Origin of the sequence: Rubripirellula reticaptiva (assembly GCF_007860175.1) — a bacterium.
GTDB classification, from domain to species: domain Bacteria; phylum Planctomycetota; class Planctomycetia; order Pirellulales; family Pirellulaceae; genus Rubripirellula; species Rubripirellula reticaptiva.
In genome coordinates this window covers 796,862-814,189 of the sequence record NZ_SJPX01000005.1, presented here as the reverse complement: position 1 = coordinate 814,189, position 17,328 = coordinate 796,862, and the positions used below count along the sequence as shown (strand labels likewise).

Below are 17,328 nucleotides of genomic sequence, written 5' to 3'. Positions count from 1 at the left end.
GATGTTTGGGATTCTTTGCCTGTGATTCTTCGTGCCCTCAAATCACTGCAAACCTAAAACTACTTCATGCTCAAAAAGAAAAATGCCTCTGATGTACTGCCCTACGTCAAATGGCTGGGAGCATCCCAGGCCAACGTCCGGTCACATGTGTTCAGCGAACGCATCCTGCAACCGGTTTCGGCAGACTAATTCAGCGAAATGAAATCGGGGCAACCGCACACATTTTTTCTTGAAATTTTCTGGATTGACAAGCTTCCTAACCGCATCAAGCGTCGCATTTGGTCTTGTCACTGACCCGGTAGGCGAAGCATTGCTCCATTGCTTAGTCGCTAACAAAGGCGAAACCGTCATTCACGGTCTCGCGTGGCGGCGGGAGAATTCGCGGCTGGAGACTGGGAAAAACTTGTCTTATTCCCAATTTTGCTCTGACGATTCGGAAATTATCCTCAGTCGGCGACCACGCTTAGTTCCAGATCGTCGCCCCAAACCGTGCCGTCCCCGATCAGCAAGAAACCGATCGCGATCGCAGTCGCAGATTCAGGAACATCCAATTCGATCGTCTGCTCGGCCCAGTCGGTGGTCCCCTTCACCGCCCGATCTTGCATATTGTCAAAACCCAGCGATTGGTTTCCCGGCCCGTCGATCCGCATCCAGATGCCTGACGAACTGACTGACTTGGTTTTCAGGAAACCAGTCAGACGCAGCTTTTTGCCGCGGTACGGGTCGGCGACCAACATCTGAGTGTACGTGCCAAAGTTTCCGTTGTTTTTCGTCCGCTCGATTCGACCACTCGACTGACCGCTGTGCTTGATTTTAGTATCGAGAACCAATTCGTATCCTTGCCCACCGCCGCCCCATCCCGCAGGAAAATTCGGTGCGGACCTGTGAGGGGTTTCGAAGTCCAAATTGGTCGCGGCTTTTGGCATCGTAGGCGATTCCGGTGGCTCAGCCGTCACGTCATCCCCTTGGCCGACTGGATCCAACACACGGATCGAAAACGCATCGCCCCACAAATCGCCCTTGCCCGTCATTAGAAAACCGAAACAGATATTGTTTGCCTCGGCCGGCACGTCCAACACAATTCGGTACTCGGACCATTTCGTTTTTCCTTGGATACGGCGGTCGCCCATGTTGTCGAACGACAGCACTTTGTCATCTCCATCGACTCGCATCCATAGCCCGCCATTGCCGTCCAGATCGCTCTTCAAGGATCCGCGGTACTCAATGCGTTTGCCAACCAATCCGTCCGTTCCCATGCACTGGGTATACGTTCCAAACGTTCCGCCCGCGACACTGCTCAAACGACCACACGTCTTGCCCGCGTGAGCTTCGTTTGCGTCGACTGTCAATTCATAGTCTTTGCCACCTCCGCCCCATCCGATCGCCACGCCTCGGTCGGACACTTTTTCAAATCCCATGTTTTTGCCGAACGCGAGCTCCTTTGCCTCGGCGGCAGCCGCCTCTTTCGCGAAATTCTTCGGTGCATTCGCCTGCTCGTCGCCAACCTCATCAGCCGAATTGCTCGTCTGAGCTATGGCTGGTCGATTGACCGCATTTACCGGAATCAAAAACAACACCGCCGTGACTGACAACATTGCGACAGTGGTCTTCACTCGACGCGCGGAACCGAACGATAGCGTTTTCATAGCCAACAACCTTTTACGAAGAGAATCCGAAGATCGAAAGACGGCCACGTGACCGACATGGTTTGCAAAACGTTGTGATGAACCCGCTTGAATCGCGACTTCCAGCAAGCTGTTGGCGTAGTCCACCACCGAAATGTGAGTCTGGCGGACTGCCAATTCGTCGCAAGCCATTTCGGCAGTATTGCGATGATTGCGATGAAGCCACCACGCCAGCGGATGAAACCAAAACACGGCCTGGACCATCGCTGGCAACAGGTTCCACCACAGATCGCGACGACGTGCGTGTGCCATCTCGTGAGCCAGTACGCAACGAATTTCGTCGTCGCTGGCGGACTGAATGACCGATTCGGAAATCACGATTTTGGGATGCACCGGCCCAGCCAATAAAGGCCCGGTGACGCTCGCCGACATCGTCAAAGCTGGTTCATTTTTCAAGCCAAACTGATCCGCCAGTCGGCGATTTTCGTCGTTTAAAAAGTCGGATTCAATCGGTTGACATGGCAATCGATAAGTTTGCGTCATCTGCATCGCAAAGACAGACAGACTGACGAGAACGCCGGCACCCCAGAGAGTCGCTGCGACGGATTGCCAACGCCATCCGAAATCCTCGGCGTCCGCAAACACAACTCGGCTCGCAGCGGGCGACAAAGGAGACTCTGTGAATATCTGCGATTCTCGCGATGTCGTGCCGGACACCTGATCAAACGCCGGTGTTTTTATCTGATTGAGAAGCTCAATCCGGTTCACCGTTTTTACCTCCAGTGCGGGCAAGACTGCCAAGGTGATCGTTGGGATCGTGATCATGGCGATCAGAAACTTCATGCTGACGATTCGCCAAACCCAGTGCTGTGCCCAGGCCGGGACGCTCGCCAATCGCTCGACAATCGATAGCAAGACCAACGCCACCACAAACGCGGAGCCGCCTTGCCATGAGGCTCGCGTCAATGCGGAAATGATGGTTTCTGCAATCGTGATCATGAGTTTGCCTTCGAATCTATTTGCTTCTGCTCTAACTCAGCGACGACTTTTTTCAATTCCTGAATTTCTGATTCCGTCATCTCGCCGGACTGACTCATGTACGCCGTGAACGGCGAGATCGAACCGCCCAAGACGCGGCGAACAAAGTCTTTCACCATCGACTGAATCACCACGCTGGGCTCGACGCACGGCTGGTACTGAAACGATGCACCTACCTTTTTTCGCGACAATAGTCCCTTCGATCTCAGGCGATCCATCACCGTCAACACGGTCGTTCTCGCCTTGCCGTGATCGGCAAAGTGATCGGCGACTTCACGGACGGTAGCCGCCGACTTCTGCTGAATAAACTGAAAGATCGCCATCTCTTCGGCACCAATTGTCGGAATCGGGTTTGGCGTCTTCCCGGTCTTCTTCTTGGGCATCGTTTCCTCGGGCGAATTAAAATTGCCTACATGTGTAGTCTCGTCGGGGCAAGGATAGGCGACGCTGCCAGCGGTGTCAAATTTGCCTTCATCTGAAGGTCTCGACCTTCTTGGCGTCACCCCGCACGTCCGCCGTTCTTGTCGATTTGGCGGCGCTGCGCCATAGTGACGACTTGATGACGCCCGTGCAGACAGGGCTGGCTAGCTTGGAGCGGCGTTGATGGCGGCTGATGTGACTCAAACGAACGACGTTCACCGAATCTTGAAAGAGGTTTGGGGCTACGACGCGTTTCGGCCACTTCAAGAAGAATCGATCGAGTGTGTTTTGAACCAACGCGATTCGTTGACGGTGTTGCCCACCGGTGGCGGAAAATCACTGTGCTTTCAAGTGCCCGCCCTGTCACTTGATGCGATGGCGGTGGTCGTGTCTCCGTTGATTTCGCTGATGAAGGACCAAGTCGACGCCCTGCGAGCTTGCGGCGTCGCGGCCGCGTACGTCAACAGTACCCAAACCGACGACGAGAAACGCGAAGTCGCCGATTCGATTCGCAGTGGCGAACTGAAACTACTTTACCTGGCGCCCGAGCGACTTCTGAATCCAAGGACACTGGACTTTTTGCGCCGTCAACCGATCTCGTTCTTCGCCATCGATGAAGCTCACTGCATCAGCAATTGGGGGCACGATTTTCGGCCCGAGTATCGCGGTTTACGCTCGTTGAAAGAATGGTTTCCCAAGTCGTCGGTTCATGCTTACACAGCCACTGCGTCTGGTCCGGTTCGCGACGACATCGCCACCCAGCTTGGGCTCGCCGCCCCCGAAATCATCGTTGGCAACTTTGACCGTCCCAATCTGACCTATCGAATGGTCCGCGCCGACGGTCGATTGCAGCAAGTGATGGAAGTTGTCGATCGACACAAGGGCGACTCTGGCGTCATCTATTGCATCAGTCGCAAAGAAGTTGAAAAGACGGCATCGGCGCTCGTCCAATCAGGCATCTCGGCACTGCCCTATCACGCCGGGCTGGACGACGAGACGCGGAAGGCAAACCAGGACGCGTTCATCAAAGACGAGTGTGATGTGATCGTGGCTACGGTCGCATTCGGAATGGGAATTGACAAGTCGAACGTTCGCTATGTCGTTCATGCGGGAATGCCAAAATCGATCGAGCACTACCAACAGGAAAGCGGCCGAGCGGGACGTGATGGACTGGAATCAGAGTGTGTGCTGTTCTACTCGGGTGGCGACGTGGTGACTTGGAAACGGATCATGTCGGGCGAGCCCTCATCGTACCAATCCGCAGTCGCATCACTCGAAGCCATGTTCGACGTTTGCGCTGGAACAGTGTGTCGTCACCGAGTCTTGGTGGAACACTTTGGCCAAAGCTACGCAACGGACAATTGCGGTGGATGCGACGTTTGTTTGGACGAGATCGATTTGGTCGAAGACCCAATCACGCTAAGCCAGAAAATCCTGTCGTGCGTGATCCGGCTGCGCGAACGCTTTGGCGTCTCGCACACCGCCAAAGTGCTTTGCGGTTCGGGCGAGCAACGGATTCGCGAACTCGGACATGACAAACTCAGCACGTTCGCGTTGCTTACCGATGACGGACTGCCGGCGGTTCGAATGTGGATCGACCAATTGATTCAACAAGGCTACCTGTGCCGATCGGGTGAATACCAAACGCTCGGCGTGACCGAAACAGGCCGCCGTCTGTTGCGTCGTGATGGTGATCCACGACTGACCGTCGCAACTGTCAACAAAAAAGCCAAACCCAGCTCGGGCAAGTCGGCACCCGAGTCGTGGGACGGCGTTAACCGCGGAATGTTCGAGGCGTTGCGATCACTGCGCCGCGAACTCGCCGCGGAAAAGAACGTTCCCGCTTACGTTATCTTCGGCGATGCAACGCTGCGAGAATTTGCTCGGCATTTGCCCCGTACGATCACTGATTTCGCCAAGATCAAAGGTGTTGGTGATCGCAAACGAGAAGACTATGGCGACACGTTTGTCGAAGCGATTCAGAAGTACTGTCGAGACCTGAATCTCGACTAAGGACAGTGCGAATTTTTACAATTCGATACCGGTTTGACCGTCCCAGCGGACGAAGCCTTCGATCGCGGCGTACTCGGCCAAGCCAAGTTCGTCATAGCGTCTTGCCGTATCGGCATTGCGAGCCTCGGCGCGTTGCCAGAATTCTCGGACGTCCGAACCGGGGAACAACGCACGATCCTTCTGTGACTCGTGTTTGAAAATAGCGACTCGTTTTCGCGCAACTTCTTGGGGACTAAGCGGTACCGCCATCTCGATTTGATGCGGTGCCCATTCTTGCCACGCACCGCGGTACATCCATACCGCGCACGACTCAAACCAAGGATCGTCTTTGCAAACGCCACAGGCCTGCAAAATCGCTGACAAACAAGTTCGGTGAGTGCCGTGCGGATCCGATAAATCGCCTGCGGCATAGATTTGGTGAGGCTCGACGGCTCGCATCAGATCGACGGTGATGCGAATGTCCTCGTCCGTTAGCGGACTCTTAGTGATCCGCCCTGTTTGATAGAACGGCAAGTCGAGATAGTGCAAATTATGGTCGGGAACGCCACAGCACCGGGCTCCTTGGCGAGCTTCGCCGCGGCGGATCAAGCCTTTGATTCGCAGCACTTCGTCACTATCGAGTTGACCGGGTTTCTTCTTGCGCAAAAACTTATCGATGTGACTGGCTAGTTTCTCGATCCCATCAGCTTGGATTTCAAATTCGCGGCAATAGTCTTCCACAAACTCGGCGAAACGCAGAGCGTCCTCGTCGAAAACTGCAATGTTGCCTGACGTTTGATAGGCCACGTGCACATCATGTCCCTGATCGACCAACCGAATCAAAGTCCCCCCCATCGAGATCACGTCGTCATCGGGATGCGGTGAAAACAAGATCACTCGTTTCGGAAAAATGTCGTCACGATGGCCCGGTCGGTCACCCGGCCGCTTCCGATGCTCGGGCTTGCCGCCTGGCCAACCGGTGATGGTTGATTGCAAGTGCCGAAACACGCGCAAGTTGATGTCGTAGCTGCTGCCGTGCGCGGCCAACAAGTCTTGCAGACCGTGTTCGTTGTAATCCGCATCGGTCAGTTTTAAAATCGATTTGCCGACACCTTCGGCTAAGTCAATCACGGCGCGCCGAGTCGTTGTGTCGTCCCAAGTTACCTCGCCGATTAACCAAGGCGTCGCGAATCGGGCCAGCCCGGATGCCGCCGCTTGGTCGAGTAAGATTTCAGCGCTCGGGTGGTCCTGCAAGAATGTTGCCGGGACATTCGCGCTGGCGAACCCTTCGACAACACGAGCGACAATGTCCGCTTTGCCCTCGCCCATCGCCACCAACAGAATTCGCTTTGCTGAGAGAATCGTTTCAATCCCCATCGTGATGGCGTGACGAGGAACATTTTCGGCACCGAAAAAATCGCTCGCTGCTTCCGTACGCGTGGGTTCGTCCAGCGTGATCAGCCGCGTCCGCGAACTGCGATCCGACCCTGGTTCGTTCAATCCGATATGCCCGGCGCGGTTGACGCCCAATAACTGCACATCGATACCGCCAGCATCGCGAATCATTTGTTCGTACTGGGCACAATGTGCGGCGGCATCTTCCTTGGACACGGTGCCATCGAGCAAATGAATATTGGCCGGATCGATATCTACATGATCGAAAAGATGTTCACGCATGAACCGCGAAGCACTTTGCAGTTCGACTGGCTGCATCGGGTGGTACTCGTCGGAGTTGAACGTCACGACGTTGGCAAATGACAACTCTCCCGCGCGATGCAGTCGCACTAATTCACTATAAATGTTGACGGGCGACGAACCGACAACCAAACCAAGCACCGCATTCTGGTTCTGGCTGGATTTCAAACGGATCAGATCGGCAATCTCAGCTGCGGCCGCAGCCGATGCATCCGATGCTCGTTCGAAAATCCGACAAGAGATCCGCTCGTTAGGTTTCGTGATCACTGACGATCCTTGCTAGGAAGGTTGCGCTAAGAAGGTTGCCTAGAGAGTTTTTTTGCCACCATCGCCGCGCCTAAGACTCCGGCGTCGTTGCCAAGGGTCGCGAACTCTACTTTCATGTTACCACCGACCTGCACCAGTGTTGTCGCTTTGACAGTCGCGCGGATACGCTGCAGAAAACGCCGGCCTGTTTCGGTCTTGTCACCACCAAACGTCATCGCTCCGCCTAGCAACACAACAGCCGGATCAAGCCCCTGACCTAACATGCCGATCGCACGGCCAACCAGTACTGCGGTTTCGTCGATGACTTGAATGCAGATCGCATTGCCGGCCTCTGCCGCATCCGCAATTTCGAGCGTCGTCCATTTCTGCGAACCGCTTGCCTCGCTGTTCAACAAGTTTTGCAACCGTTTGATCACGCCAGCGGCGCCTGCGTAGGATTCCAAGTGACCGCGACTGCCACAGGTACAAGGCAGCGCATCGTCATCAAAGTTGATCGTGATGTGACCGATCTCACCCGCGCATCCATGGTCGCCACCATGCGGCCGGCCACCCGCCACAACACCGCATCCGACGCCTGTCCCTAGCGTGACCAACGCGAGCGATTGTTCGCCCAGGTTTCTCGCCTCGTGCTCGGCATAAGCCGCGGCATTGGCATCGTTGGTGACGATCGTCGGACGCTGACAAACGCTCGACAAAATCTGATTCAGCGGTTGCCCAAGCCAGCCCGGCAGGTTAACCACTTCACGCAGCACATACTCACGCGTATCGAGAACCCCAGGGACCGCCAAGCCGACGGCCTTCAAACGTTCCGGCGCGATGTCAAAATGTTGGCAGTATTGATTCGCAAAATTGATTGCGAACTGGAACACTTTTTCAGGCGTTTTCAGTACCGGCGTTGCAGCGGATCCTTGCTTGATCATGGTGCCGCTATCGTCGACCAGACCAACTTTCACATTGGTGCCGCCGACATCGATGCCGAGATATAGATCGCCGAGGAAAGTGGGACGCTGCATAGAAACGCTGGTTGACGCAAAACGGTAGAGCCGGCGATATCCCGGCTGCTGAATTGGCTTGCCCACCGCGGCAACGCCGACTCAATCGCCGTTTGCCCAGCATGCAATAAAGGACTGGCTACGACAATAGTTCGGCGGACAGTTGTTTGCCGCATTGCCCAATCACTTTTCCAATCAATTCGTCTGCCTGATCACCGCTGAGGGTTTGATCGTGACGTTGCAACTGGACGGTCAGCAAGACGCGTTTGCGATTTTTTCCGTCTTTTTCGGCGTTTCGGTACGTTTCGCGATACCGAACATCGGCCAGCGAATCGCCAACCGCGGCTCGCACGACTTTTTCCAAATCGACCCAGCGAACCGACTCGGCAAGAATGAAGTTCAAGTCACGTTCGATCGATGGGAACATGCTGACCGACTTTTGCTGAGGCACCAACGACGATATCTCTAACATTGCTGGCAACGCAATCTCAGCCACAACCACGGGCGCCGGCAGTTTCCACGACTTCAGCACTTTGGGTTCGACGATGCCCATATATCCAAGCTCGACTTCACCGATCTTCAGCGACACCACGCTGCCTTTGGCAAAACCCGTCCGGTCGACCGACTGGACTTCTAGACTGCCTTCGACACCCATGCGGTCGAACAGCGTTTCCAGAGTTCCTTTGACAACGAAGAAGTCGCTGCCCGAGACGATTCCTAGAGAGTACTGTTCCGATGGCAGCGTGTCGTTACCGCCGGTCGCGGGAAGGTAAATGTGCGCGATCTCGAATAAGTCAGCGGCAATCGACGACGAAGCCCAATTCTTGGCACGGCCTTCTAGCAAGCTTGGCAACAGTGTCCGCCGCAACCGGCGTGCACCCTTTAACATTGCTGTTTCCGTTTGTAACGCCGGCGTGTCGGTCCATGGGCTTAGCGATTGGTCTAACTTTTCGGTGACGATGCTGGGCGTCATCGCTTCGCTAATTCCAGCCGACGTCAAAACTTGTCGAACTCTTTCCATCGCAGTATCGAAGTCGCGTTTGGAACTCGGGGCGACGGGGATTGGTGCGTCTTCAGGAATTTTGTCGTAACCGTGGATGCGAGCGACCTCTTCGATCAAGTCAGCTTCGCGAGTCAAATCGTGACGCCAAGTGGGCGGCACATAGACGGTCGACGTTGCATCTGATTTGCCTGCTTCGCAGCCCAACTTTGTCAGGATGCGTTTCACTTCGTCGGCGTCGATTTTGATTCCGAGGATCCGCTCGATTTGACTGGCACGCAGCACCACTGGATCGTTGGGTTGAATCGTCGGTGAGGTATCAATGATGCCGTCGGCAACCGTACCGCCCGCCATTTCGACGATCAATTCGCAAACTCGTCGCGATGCCCACTCGACGCCAACCGAGTCAACCTTGCGTTCGAATCGGTACGACGATGGACTGTGCAGTTTCAATCGGCGAGCGGTTCGTCGAACCGATAGCGGCGTGAACACGGCGGCCTCGATCACAACATTCGTCGTCGCTTCAGAAACTTCGGATAGTGCGCCGCCCATCACTCCGGCGACCGCTTGCGAGTCTTTTGCATCCGCGATCACACACATCGACTCGTCGAGTTCGTAATCGCGATGGTCGATTGCTTGAATTTTCTCGCCGTTTGCTGCTTGCCGCACAATGATTTGCTTGTCGGCGATCTTGTCGTAGTCGAACGCGTGCAACGGTTGGCCACATTCCATCATCACAAAGTTCGTCGCGTCGACGACGTTATTGATCGATTGGTAGGCCTCGATCGAACCGTCCAAACGACGTTTCCAAAACACCGACTGCAGAGCCTCGACCAACCACGCCGGGCTGGGGCCAACCTTGACGCCCTGGATGACTCGCGCGGTGTAACGCGGGCAAGCATCCAAAGCTTGATTTTTTACCGACAACAACGAGTCGACTTTGGTCGATCCCGGTTTCAGTTTTGGATCGGGCGTCGCAACGTCCAGCCCATACAAAACGCCAATTTCGCGAGCGACGCCGAGGTGCCCGAGGCAGTCGCCGCGGTTGCTGGTGACTTCAAGGTCGACGATGAAGTCGCCGCCGAGTTCGGTCGTTTCCTCGTGATTGAGCCCCGAAAGACTCAGCCGAAGGGCCAGTTCCTCGTGAGACATCGGCAAATCGATGTATTTCGACAACCATTTCAAAGAAACAAGCATGGCGGGATTTCAAGCAGCAAACGAGGACAAAGAAGAAGCCGGATAGTCTATCGGACCGCCGAAATCCGCAAAAGATCGGCAAAAACCGGATTGACGAGATCAGCCAGCCCACTTCTTCGGCGGCTACCGAAACCCATGCGACCGGAACCCTATGTGACCGAAACCCATGCGACCGGAACAGAAGGCTGCGATCAACGACTAATAGTTGTCGGGATAGATGACCAACTCGACACGTCGATTGGCCGCGCGACCGGCGGGCGTGTCATTGGACTGGCGTGGATTGTTGGACCCTTGCGCGACCGTGAACAATTGATTCGGTGGCATCCCGTTTCGGCGACTCAGCAGATCCAGCACCGCCGATGCTTGAGCGGCGGTCAATTGATGAGCACTCGCGAAACCGCCACCGTACAGCGGCGCATTGTCGGTGTAGCCTTCAATGCCAATTCGGTTTCGTGGAAACATGCGAACGAGCTGGGTCGCGATGGGATCAAGCGTCGTCGCTGCTTGCGCATTCATTTGAGCCGATCCCGGTGCAAACAACTGATCCGACGGAACCGAGATCCGAATGACGTTGCCATCCTGCTGGACAGGAATGCCACCCAAGTTCAAACGGCTTGCCATCTGAGTCAGGTTCGTGTTTGGCTGGATCGTCGCGCCCCCGCGAACTTGAGCCGAGGCTTGCATGCCGCGGACTTGCGTTTGGGCGTTACGAGCGGCGATGGCCGTCGATTCCATCTGATTGCTGACCGCGGCAAGCTGATTTCGCAGCAGTTCGGATTCGTCTTTGTAGACTTGAATCTGCTGGTCGCTTTGAGCCAATTGGGTCGTTAGTTGCCGATTATTGTCGTCCAGCAATTGGACACGGCGATTCAGTTCGGCTAAACGGGCGTCGTTTTGCGAAATAGCTGCGTTGGCCGGCATGTTCCAAGCCGCACCGCCGGGAGCCGCCAAGTATGGATTCTGGCTGCAACCGGCCGACGAGATCGCAACAGCGAAGATCACGATGGCCGCGATCGCTGGCAATTTCCGATGGTGGTGTGGAAGGCAAAACATCCTGTTTCCCTAAAAACGCATTCCGAGACGACCGGACACTAGCGACCAAGTTTCACCAACGGCAAGATCAATTTCAACTTTCTGCGGTATTGAACTCAAGTCGGCGATGCAAGGCGGTGCGGCGGGAAGATGTGGCCTGCAACGCGGTCTGCCTAGCCTACTTTGATACTGACTTCATGTAGATCGCATCGCCGGTGAAACGAGACTCGAATGTCGATGGTGACCAGACCGTTCGGCCGAACGCAGGGTCCAGCACAATCCAGTTGCCGCGTGGGTCACGCCCATGAATGACGACCGCGTGCCCTTCATGCTGCGGACCAAAGATGCGGCCGCTCGATCCCTGTGAATCGGCCAATTCGAATTCGACTAGCGCGATATTGGGCAACTGGTCGCCTTCGGTCCACGTCGCCGGATCCGACGATGCGACGGCCGGACGAACGGGTTTGCCAGATGCTGCAATCGCGAGCCCGCGGAATAACCCCAGCGGCTCGGTGCCCATGCTGCTGGTCAAACAAGGCGACACCATCGCAAACTCAGTCGCACTGATCCCGGAAAGACTCAGCAGCGTTGCCGCGGCGGCCGGGGCGCATGTCGCCGAGTGACTTTGCAAACAAACGTTGTCTCGCCACGTCGCAATTTCGTCCGTTTCAGCCCGCGCAAAAATAGGCCGAGCTATCGGAGTCAACGTGTAGCCGATCGTCAACAGCATCAGTCCAATGACCGTGCCTTGGCGTCGCCAACCCGTCAGCGAGACCATCGTGCAAGCGATGCCGGCCGCGAACGACAGGATGACCGGCATCAAATTTGCCCAGAACAATACCGAGGAAGTTGGGAAAACAACCGCCCAAGACAACTTGCCCGCCATTTCCCAAGAGAAAACGAGGCCAGCCAACATTGATGCTAGAAAGTAAGGTTGCCGTGCCTTCCCCGAGTTCAAGCCAACGCGGCGGCCGACTGTGTATGCCAAGGCCGATAGCCCGGTAATCGCAAAAATACCGAAGGCCAGGTCTGCTGACATACCACAAACTCCGTCGGCGAAGAGAACAGTCGAATTGTTAATTGCACGTTAACTTTACGCGGTTTTTGCGTCAAGGCAAATGCAAATTCTTCATTGCCGTTTTGATTGGTCGCTTTAAACGCCGTCAAAAAAGATAATTCACGAATAAATCAAATCACGTGCCAGAGGCGCGCGAAAAAACCCGAGTCCACTTGGACCCGGGTTTGATGCGTTTGCTTACTTGACGGACGCCTGATTTCGTGAAAGGAATTCGTCGAGTTACTTGACCAAATACTTTACTCGACTGAGAAACGGTGGACGGTTGTTTCCCGCATCTTGCTGCCAGGCTTCAACAGAGTTGTCGGGAACGCTGGCCGGTTCGGTGTGTTGGGATAGTGCTGGGTTTCCAAACAGAACGCTTCGTGCATGCCGGCACCGGCGGATTTATCAGTCCCCGGCAAATGGTTTGCGGTATACAGCTGCATCCCGGGCTGAGTGGTTTCGATTTCCAACACTCGGCCCGTTTTGGGATCCGACACCGTTGCCGCCCGTCGCATCTGGCCCGTTGTGCCGCGAACGACATAGCAGTGGTCGTATCCTTTTGTCGCGGCCAGCGTATCGACTCGTTCGCCGAATGAGCGAGACGTTCGGAAATCGAATACGGTGCCATCGACCGAATTGATCGTGCCGGTCGGAATCAAGTCTTCATCGACATCAAGAATCTCATCTGCTTCGATTACGGCGACGTGATCCATCGCTGAACCGGAACCTGCTCCGCCAAGATTCCAGTAACTGTGGTTGGTCATGTTGATGTGAGTCGCCGCGTCCGTAGTAGCGGCAAAATCAATGGTCAATTCGTTGTCGTCGTTCCACTGATAATCGACCGTTGCATCGACGGTTCCGGGATATCCTTCTTCGCCATCGGGGCTGGTCAGGTTGAACTTCACGCCCACGGCATCGTCAGTTTGATACGTCGCCGAGTCCCAGGTCTTGTACGTGAATCCCTTTTTGCCACCGTGCAAATGGTGTTTGCCTGCGTTCAGGGTGACTTGGTAATCGACGCCATCGATCGCAAATTTGCCGTGTTCGATGCGGTTGCAGAAACGACCCACGGAACTGCCAAAGTACGGGTGCCCCGACAAATAGGGCTTCAGCGAATCGAAGCACAAATTGACGTTCGCAAGCTTGCCGTCGCGGTCGGGCACGTTGACTTCCATCAAAGTCGCACCCCAGTTCATGACTGAAATCGAGTGACCTTTGGTGTTGGTCAGCGTAAACTTGGTCACTTCGTCGCCTGCGGGAGTCGTCCCGAAAGCTTGACTTTCAATTTGCATCGTTGTCTTAGTGGTTGGCTGAGTTGAGGCTGCGGAGCCCGCAGCAGGTGTCGGAGGTTCTGCGCCGTTGGCAAACACGGCCGTAGCGGTAAAGATGATCAATGACCGCAGCAGTAGAGACATCGTCATTGCGGTTTCCCTGAGTTCGTGAAGTCGTCTCGGCCGAACATCCTATCCGATCGGAGCCTCTTTGGCATGAACAGCACTGTCGCAATTCCACCGCTGAAGATCGGCAATGTCGTCATCGGATCCCCGATCGTCCAGGCGGCATTGTCTGGGTACAGCGACCTGCCGATGCGACTAATCGCTCGACGCCACGGCGCCAGCTACACGCTGTGTGAAGTCATGTTGGACCAGTTTTTGCTGCAGTTGGGCAATCGCGAAAAGACACGTCACTTCCTGGACATCCATCCTGATGAACCACCCGTGGGTGGCCAATTGATGGGAGCGGAGCCTGAACAGTTCTCTGCCGGAGCACTCAAGCTTGCCAATGCAGGCTTCGACATTATCGATGTCAACTTCGGCTGTCCCGTCAAGAAAGTCTTGGGGCGGTGCCGCGGCGGTTTCCATCTGTCCCAGCCTCACGTCGCCATCGAAATCCTTCGTCGAACTCGCGATGTCGTTCCCGACTCGATCCCGGTGACGGTAAAGATGCGACGCGGCATCGATGATTCGACCGAGGCTCGCGACCAGTTTTTCGAAATTCTTGACGGTGCGATCGACGCCGGACTCGATGCGGCAACCGTTCACGGTCGGACCGTGGTCCAGCGATATGTGGGCCCGAGTCGGTGGGAGTTTCTGTCGGAGGTCAAATCGTATGTCGGTGACCGTTTGAAGATTCTCGGCAGCGGTGATCTGTTTACGGCCGCCGACGGTTATCGAATGATCGAGCAAACCGGAATCGACGGAGTCACCATCGCCCGCGGCGCGATCGGCAATCCATGGATCTTTTCGCAATCGCTTGCGCTGGCCGCCGGCAAGCCGCTGCCGGCGCCACCGACGATTCACCAACAAGCCGCAGTGATGCGAGAGCACTTCACGTTGTGCGAACAAACGTATTCACCCGAGCGTGCGCCGATGCTGATGCGAAAGTTCTGCATCAAGTACTCCGCGAGTCACCCGAACTTCAAGACCGTGCGGGAATCGTTCGTGCGAATCAAGTCTCGCGAACAATTCGAATCCGTCATGGCTCAGCACTATGATGAAGACGGTCCCGGGCAATACCTTCCACGCGAAGTTCACGGGTCGATGGAAGAGTGCTAAACGGATAAGTAATTAATCAGGGCGTTGAAATCGTGCAGACGACTTCCATGGTGTAGTCGCCCGTGGCAAGTGAAACCGACGGCGCGGCGACAAAGTCGACGTTCAACTCCAGCATCGCTGACCCCACGTCATCCGAAGTGGCTTGCACGACCGCGGTTTCATCGTCATTTGACAGCGACGTTTGGTCCGATGGCTGGGTGACAAGCCAAGTTGCCGGCCCGTCCGTGCTGGTGACCGAAAGACTCAGCCGAGCATCATTCTTGGCCGATTCGATTTGATGGTGCTTAAACGCTTTGGCGATCGAAAACTCGATCACCATGCCGCCGCGAGAATTTCCACGTACCGACCATTGCTGGGCCGGAAATCGTTGAACAGCGTCCGTCAAATCATGAGTGATATTGACCTGTGCTGGCGCGGTTATGCCGAGTCGTGTTGGCACCGAAACCACGAAGGCTTGCACACCTGCGTTGAGTGGTTCGTCCGCTCGACTGTTGGAAGGGATGCCCGAATTTACGATCACGCTCGCAATTGCGAAAGCGGATGCCCTGAAGTTGTGCCCATTCATAGTCAAGATTGTGATCCGGTCTCTGTACAACAACCACAAAAAAGGCCACGGTCATCGGCAAGGATGAACGTGGCCTGTCGGAATGTTCAAGATCAGCCGGTTATAACGCTAGATCGATACCTCTAGCACCAAGCCAAACAACTCATATTGGCGAGTTGGTTACGGTGGCTGCTTTCGGTTCGGCGACTTGCTCGTCGGCTGTTTTCGGATCCAATTCAATTACCAAAGTCTTCTGGACTGGTTCTTGGTCGGGAGTGGTGACCAAGTTAAGTACGATCTGGTACTGACCTGCGGCGATCATCTTCGGTGGCACGAACGCCAGCTCACGCGTTTCGCCAGGTCGCAGCCAGCGGCCAAATCCATCCGCCAAGTCTAACGAATTGCCCGTCGCGTCACCGATCTGAAGATCAGCATGGACGGGTACGTATCCTTCGCCGAGATTGGTGACCGTCATTGCAAAGGAAGTGAATCCGTCCTTTTCGACGGACACCAACTCGCCAACCTCTAGGTTGGGAGTCGCCGGGGTCCCAAAGATCATCGCCATCGGAATCGACTCAACTATTTCTCGATCGTCGCCCGTACGAACCCTCAACCTAATGTCGCCATACTTGGCCACGTCCGCGTCGTTGCGTGACGAAATCGACAACCGAACCGTCTTTGTCCGGCCCGGTCGAACGTCAAAGGAATCCGACGAAAGCTGCACGTCGTCGACTGGATTGCCAGCCAAGTCGACAAGTTCGGCCACGATGTTTTTCGAGTGCACCGAGTTGTTCGTGAATCGCAGTGTGTTGGACCGACTGACACCCGCTGCATCACCGACTGCGATTTGGGCCGGATGCACGGACAATTCATGATCCAAGTATGCTTGCTGGACTTCGAGGGCTGGGAAATCACCCTGCCCAACGTTGACGGCAAAGGTCTGGTCGACCAAGCCTCGGCGGCCATTGGTTACTTCAACTTTCAGTGACTGTTCACCCGGAAACAACAGTTCCTCCACCGGTGCAGTGACTTGCACGCGGCTGCGAGGCATGATCCGCACTAAGTATCGTTCTTCGCCTTCGAGGTTGACTCGGGACGGAAGTGATAAGCGAAACGGCTTGGGACGCGATGTTGTGGCTGACTCAATGGTACCTCTGACGCTGCATTCGAACGCAAAGTCAGTTGGGTTGATCAGAAAGGTCTTTGCGACAGGCATGCCAAGCTCGTTGATCACACTGCCGTGTTCAAAAGCGAGTTGGTTCATCTGGCTGACATCTTTGACGCCCGTTTCAATGTCGACTCGCAACACATACTGGGTCACAAACCGCACCCCAGCAGTGATTCGAGTTGGATCGGTTGGGTCAGGTGTTTTACCCGACACATAGCCGTTGTCACGGACCAGAACGCCGTACGAAAGGTAGTTCGATTTTGCCAGCGGAACGGTGACTTCACCAACCAAAAACGTCGACTCGCCAGGTTCGAGCTTGAACTCAGTCGGGCTCAAGAACTTCATCTCATCCGGCGCTTCACCTTGTTCGTCATGCAAAATGATGCCAGTGACTTCTTGACGCAAACGTACCGGCATGACCGTAACATTCATTGCTTTGCCGGTCGATTTAATTTCGAACCGAAATGGAATCGTCGTGCCGCGACGAGCTTCGAATCGATGCACGATCGGTTCAATATGAAACGACGGTTCAACAGACTGGGACAAGGTCACGCGTTTTTCGCCTCCACCGATATCTTCAACACTGGCGGAAGTGGTAGATTCGGCGAGCGAAGTGGAGTTGGCGGCGATCAATCCGAGAGCCAATGATAGGCTCAAACGAAATCGAACACCCTTGCGCTGTGGGGCAGGCATGGCGGTGCGTTCGGTTAGATTTGGGGCAAGAGTGAAATCGGTGGCACTAA

The 17,328-nt window shown here is 55.3% G+C and carries 13 protein-coding genes; 3 read left to right on the top strand and 10 right to left on the bottom strand.

Translation table 11 applies throughout. From position 1 onward, the window contains the following. The first annotated feature begins 66 nt into the window (after nt 1–66). The gene (locus tag Poly59_RS30460; RefSeq protein ID WP_261343553.1) at nt 67–189 is read left to right on the top strand and encodes a hypothetical protein; all 123 of its coding nucleotides are present in this window, start codon (nt 67–69) and stop codon (nt 187–189) included. Between the two features lie 257 nt (nt 190–446). Here Poly59_RS30460 and Poly59_RS24180 read toward each other — a convergent pair whose 3' ends face one another. Both Poly59_RS24180 and Poly59_RS24175 read right to left on the bottom strand, forming a co-directional pair. Beyond that, nucleotides 447–2,624 carry a M56 family metallopeptidase gene (locus Poly59_RS24180; RefSeq protein ID WP_146536648.1) on the bottom strand — a complete coding sequence of 726 codons (2,178 nt, stop codon included), beginning with the start codon at nt 2,622–2,624 and terminating at the stop codon, nt 447–449. Beyond that, nucleotides 2,621–3,046, bottom strand: a complete 426-nt coding sequence (locus Poly59_RS24175) for a BlaI/MecI/CopY family transcriptional regulator (RefSeq protein WP_146536647.1) — start codon at nt 3,044–3,046, stop codon at nt 2,621–2,623. The genes Poly59_RS24180 and Poly59_RS24175 overlap by 4 nt, the downstream gene beginning before the upstream one ends. 220 nt (nt 3,047–3,266) lie before the next feature. Here Poly59_RS24175 and recQ point away from each other — a divergent pair, with 220 nt between their 5' ends. Further along, nucleotides 3,267–5,096 carry a DNA helicase RecQ gene (gene recQ, locus Poly59_RS24170; protein ID WP_146536646.1) on the top strand — a complete coding sequence of 610 codons (1,830 nt, stop codon included), beginning with the start codon at nt 3,267–3,269 and terminating at the stop codon, nt 5,094–5,096. A 15-nt stretch (nt 5,097–5,111) separates the two neighbouring features. Here the strand turns inward: recQ and Poly59_RS24165 are convergent, their stop codons facing one another. The 6 genes from Poly59_RS24165 to Poly59_RS24140 form a co-directional block, all read right to left on the bottom strand. Further along, complete coding sequence (locus Poly59_RS24165) at nt 5,112–7,034, bottom strand: 6-phosphogluconolactonase (protein WP_146536908.1); 1,923 nt, start codon at nt 7,032–7,034, stop codon at nt 5,112–5,114. Nucleotides 7,035–7,063: 29 nt separating this feature from the next. Further along, on the bottom strand, nt 7,064–8,050 hold the full coding sequence (locus Poly59_RS24160) for an ROK family protein (protein WP_146536645.1): 987 nt from the start codon (nt 8,048–8,050) through the stop codon (nt 7,064–7,066). A 118-nt stretch (nt 8,051–8,168) separates the two neighbouring features. After that, a complete protein-coding gene (gene pheT, locus Poly59_RS24155; RefSeq protein ID WP_146536644.1) occupies nt 8,169–10,226 on the bottom strand; it encodes a phenylalanine--tRNA ligase subunit beta in 2,058 nt (685 codons plus the stop codon). A gap of 198 nt (nt 10,227–10,424) precedes the next feature. Further along, nucleotides 10,425–11,279: an OmpA family protein gene (locus Poly59_RS24150; protein ID WP_146536643.1), complete on the bottom strand. Its 855-nt coding sequence runs from the start codon at nt 11,277–11,279 to the stop codon at nt 10,425–10,427. Nucleotides 11,280–11,436: 157 nt separating this feature from the next. After that, a complete protein-coding gene (locus Poly59_RS24145; RefSeq protein WP_146536642.1) occupies nt 11,437–12,297 on the bottom strand; it encodes a cysteine peptidase family C39 domain-containing protein in 861 nt (286 codons plus the stop codon). A 275-nt stretch (nt 12,298–12,572) separates the two neighbouring features. Continuing rightward, a complete protein-coding gene (locus tag Poly59_RS24140; protein ID WP_246151899.1) occupies nt 12,573–13,739 on the bottom strand; it encodes an aldose epimerase family protein in 1,167 nt (388 codons plus the stop codon). Nucleotides 13,740–13,805: 66 nt separating this feature from the next. On the opposite strand from Poly59_RS24140, the gene Poly59_RS24135 reads away from it, so the two are divergent. Continuing rightward, on the top strand, nt 13,806–14,873 hold the full coding sequence (locus Poly59_RS24135; RefSeq protein ID WP_146536641.1) for a tRNA dihydrouridine synthase: 1,068 nt from the start codon (nt 13,806–13,808) through the stop codon (nt 14,871–14,873). A gap of 16 nt (nt 14,874–14,889) precedes the next feature. On the opposite strand, the gene Poly59_RS24130 is transcribed toward Poly59_RS24135, so the two are convergent. Both Poly59_RS24130 and Poly59_RS24125 read right to left on the bottom strand, forming a co-directional pair. After that, nucleotides 14,890–15,393: a hypothetical protein gene (locus Poly59_RS24130; RefSeq protein ID WP_146536640.1), complete on the bottom strand. Its 504-nt coding sequence runs from the start codon at nt 15,391–15,393 to the stop codon at nt 14,890–14,892. Nucleotides 15,394–15,580: 187 nt separating this feature from the next. Continuing rightward, nucleotides 15,581–17,278, bottom strand: a complete 1,698-nt coding sequence (locus Poly59_RS24125) for a hypothetical protein (RefSeq protein ID WP_146536639.1) — start codon at nt 17,276–17,278, stop codon at nt 15,581–15,583. Nucleotides 17,279–17,328: the final 50 nt, after the last annotated feature.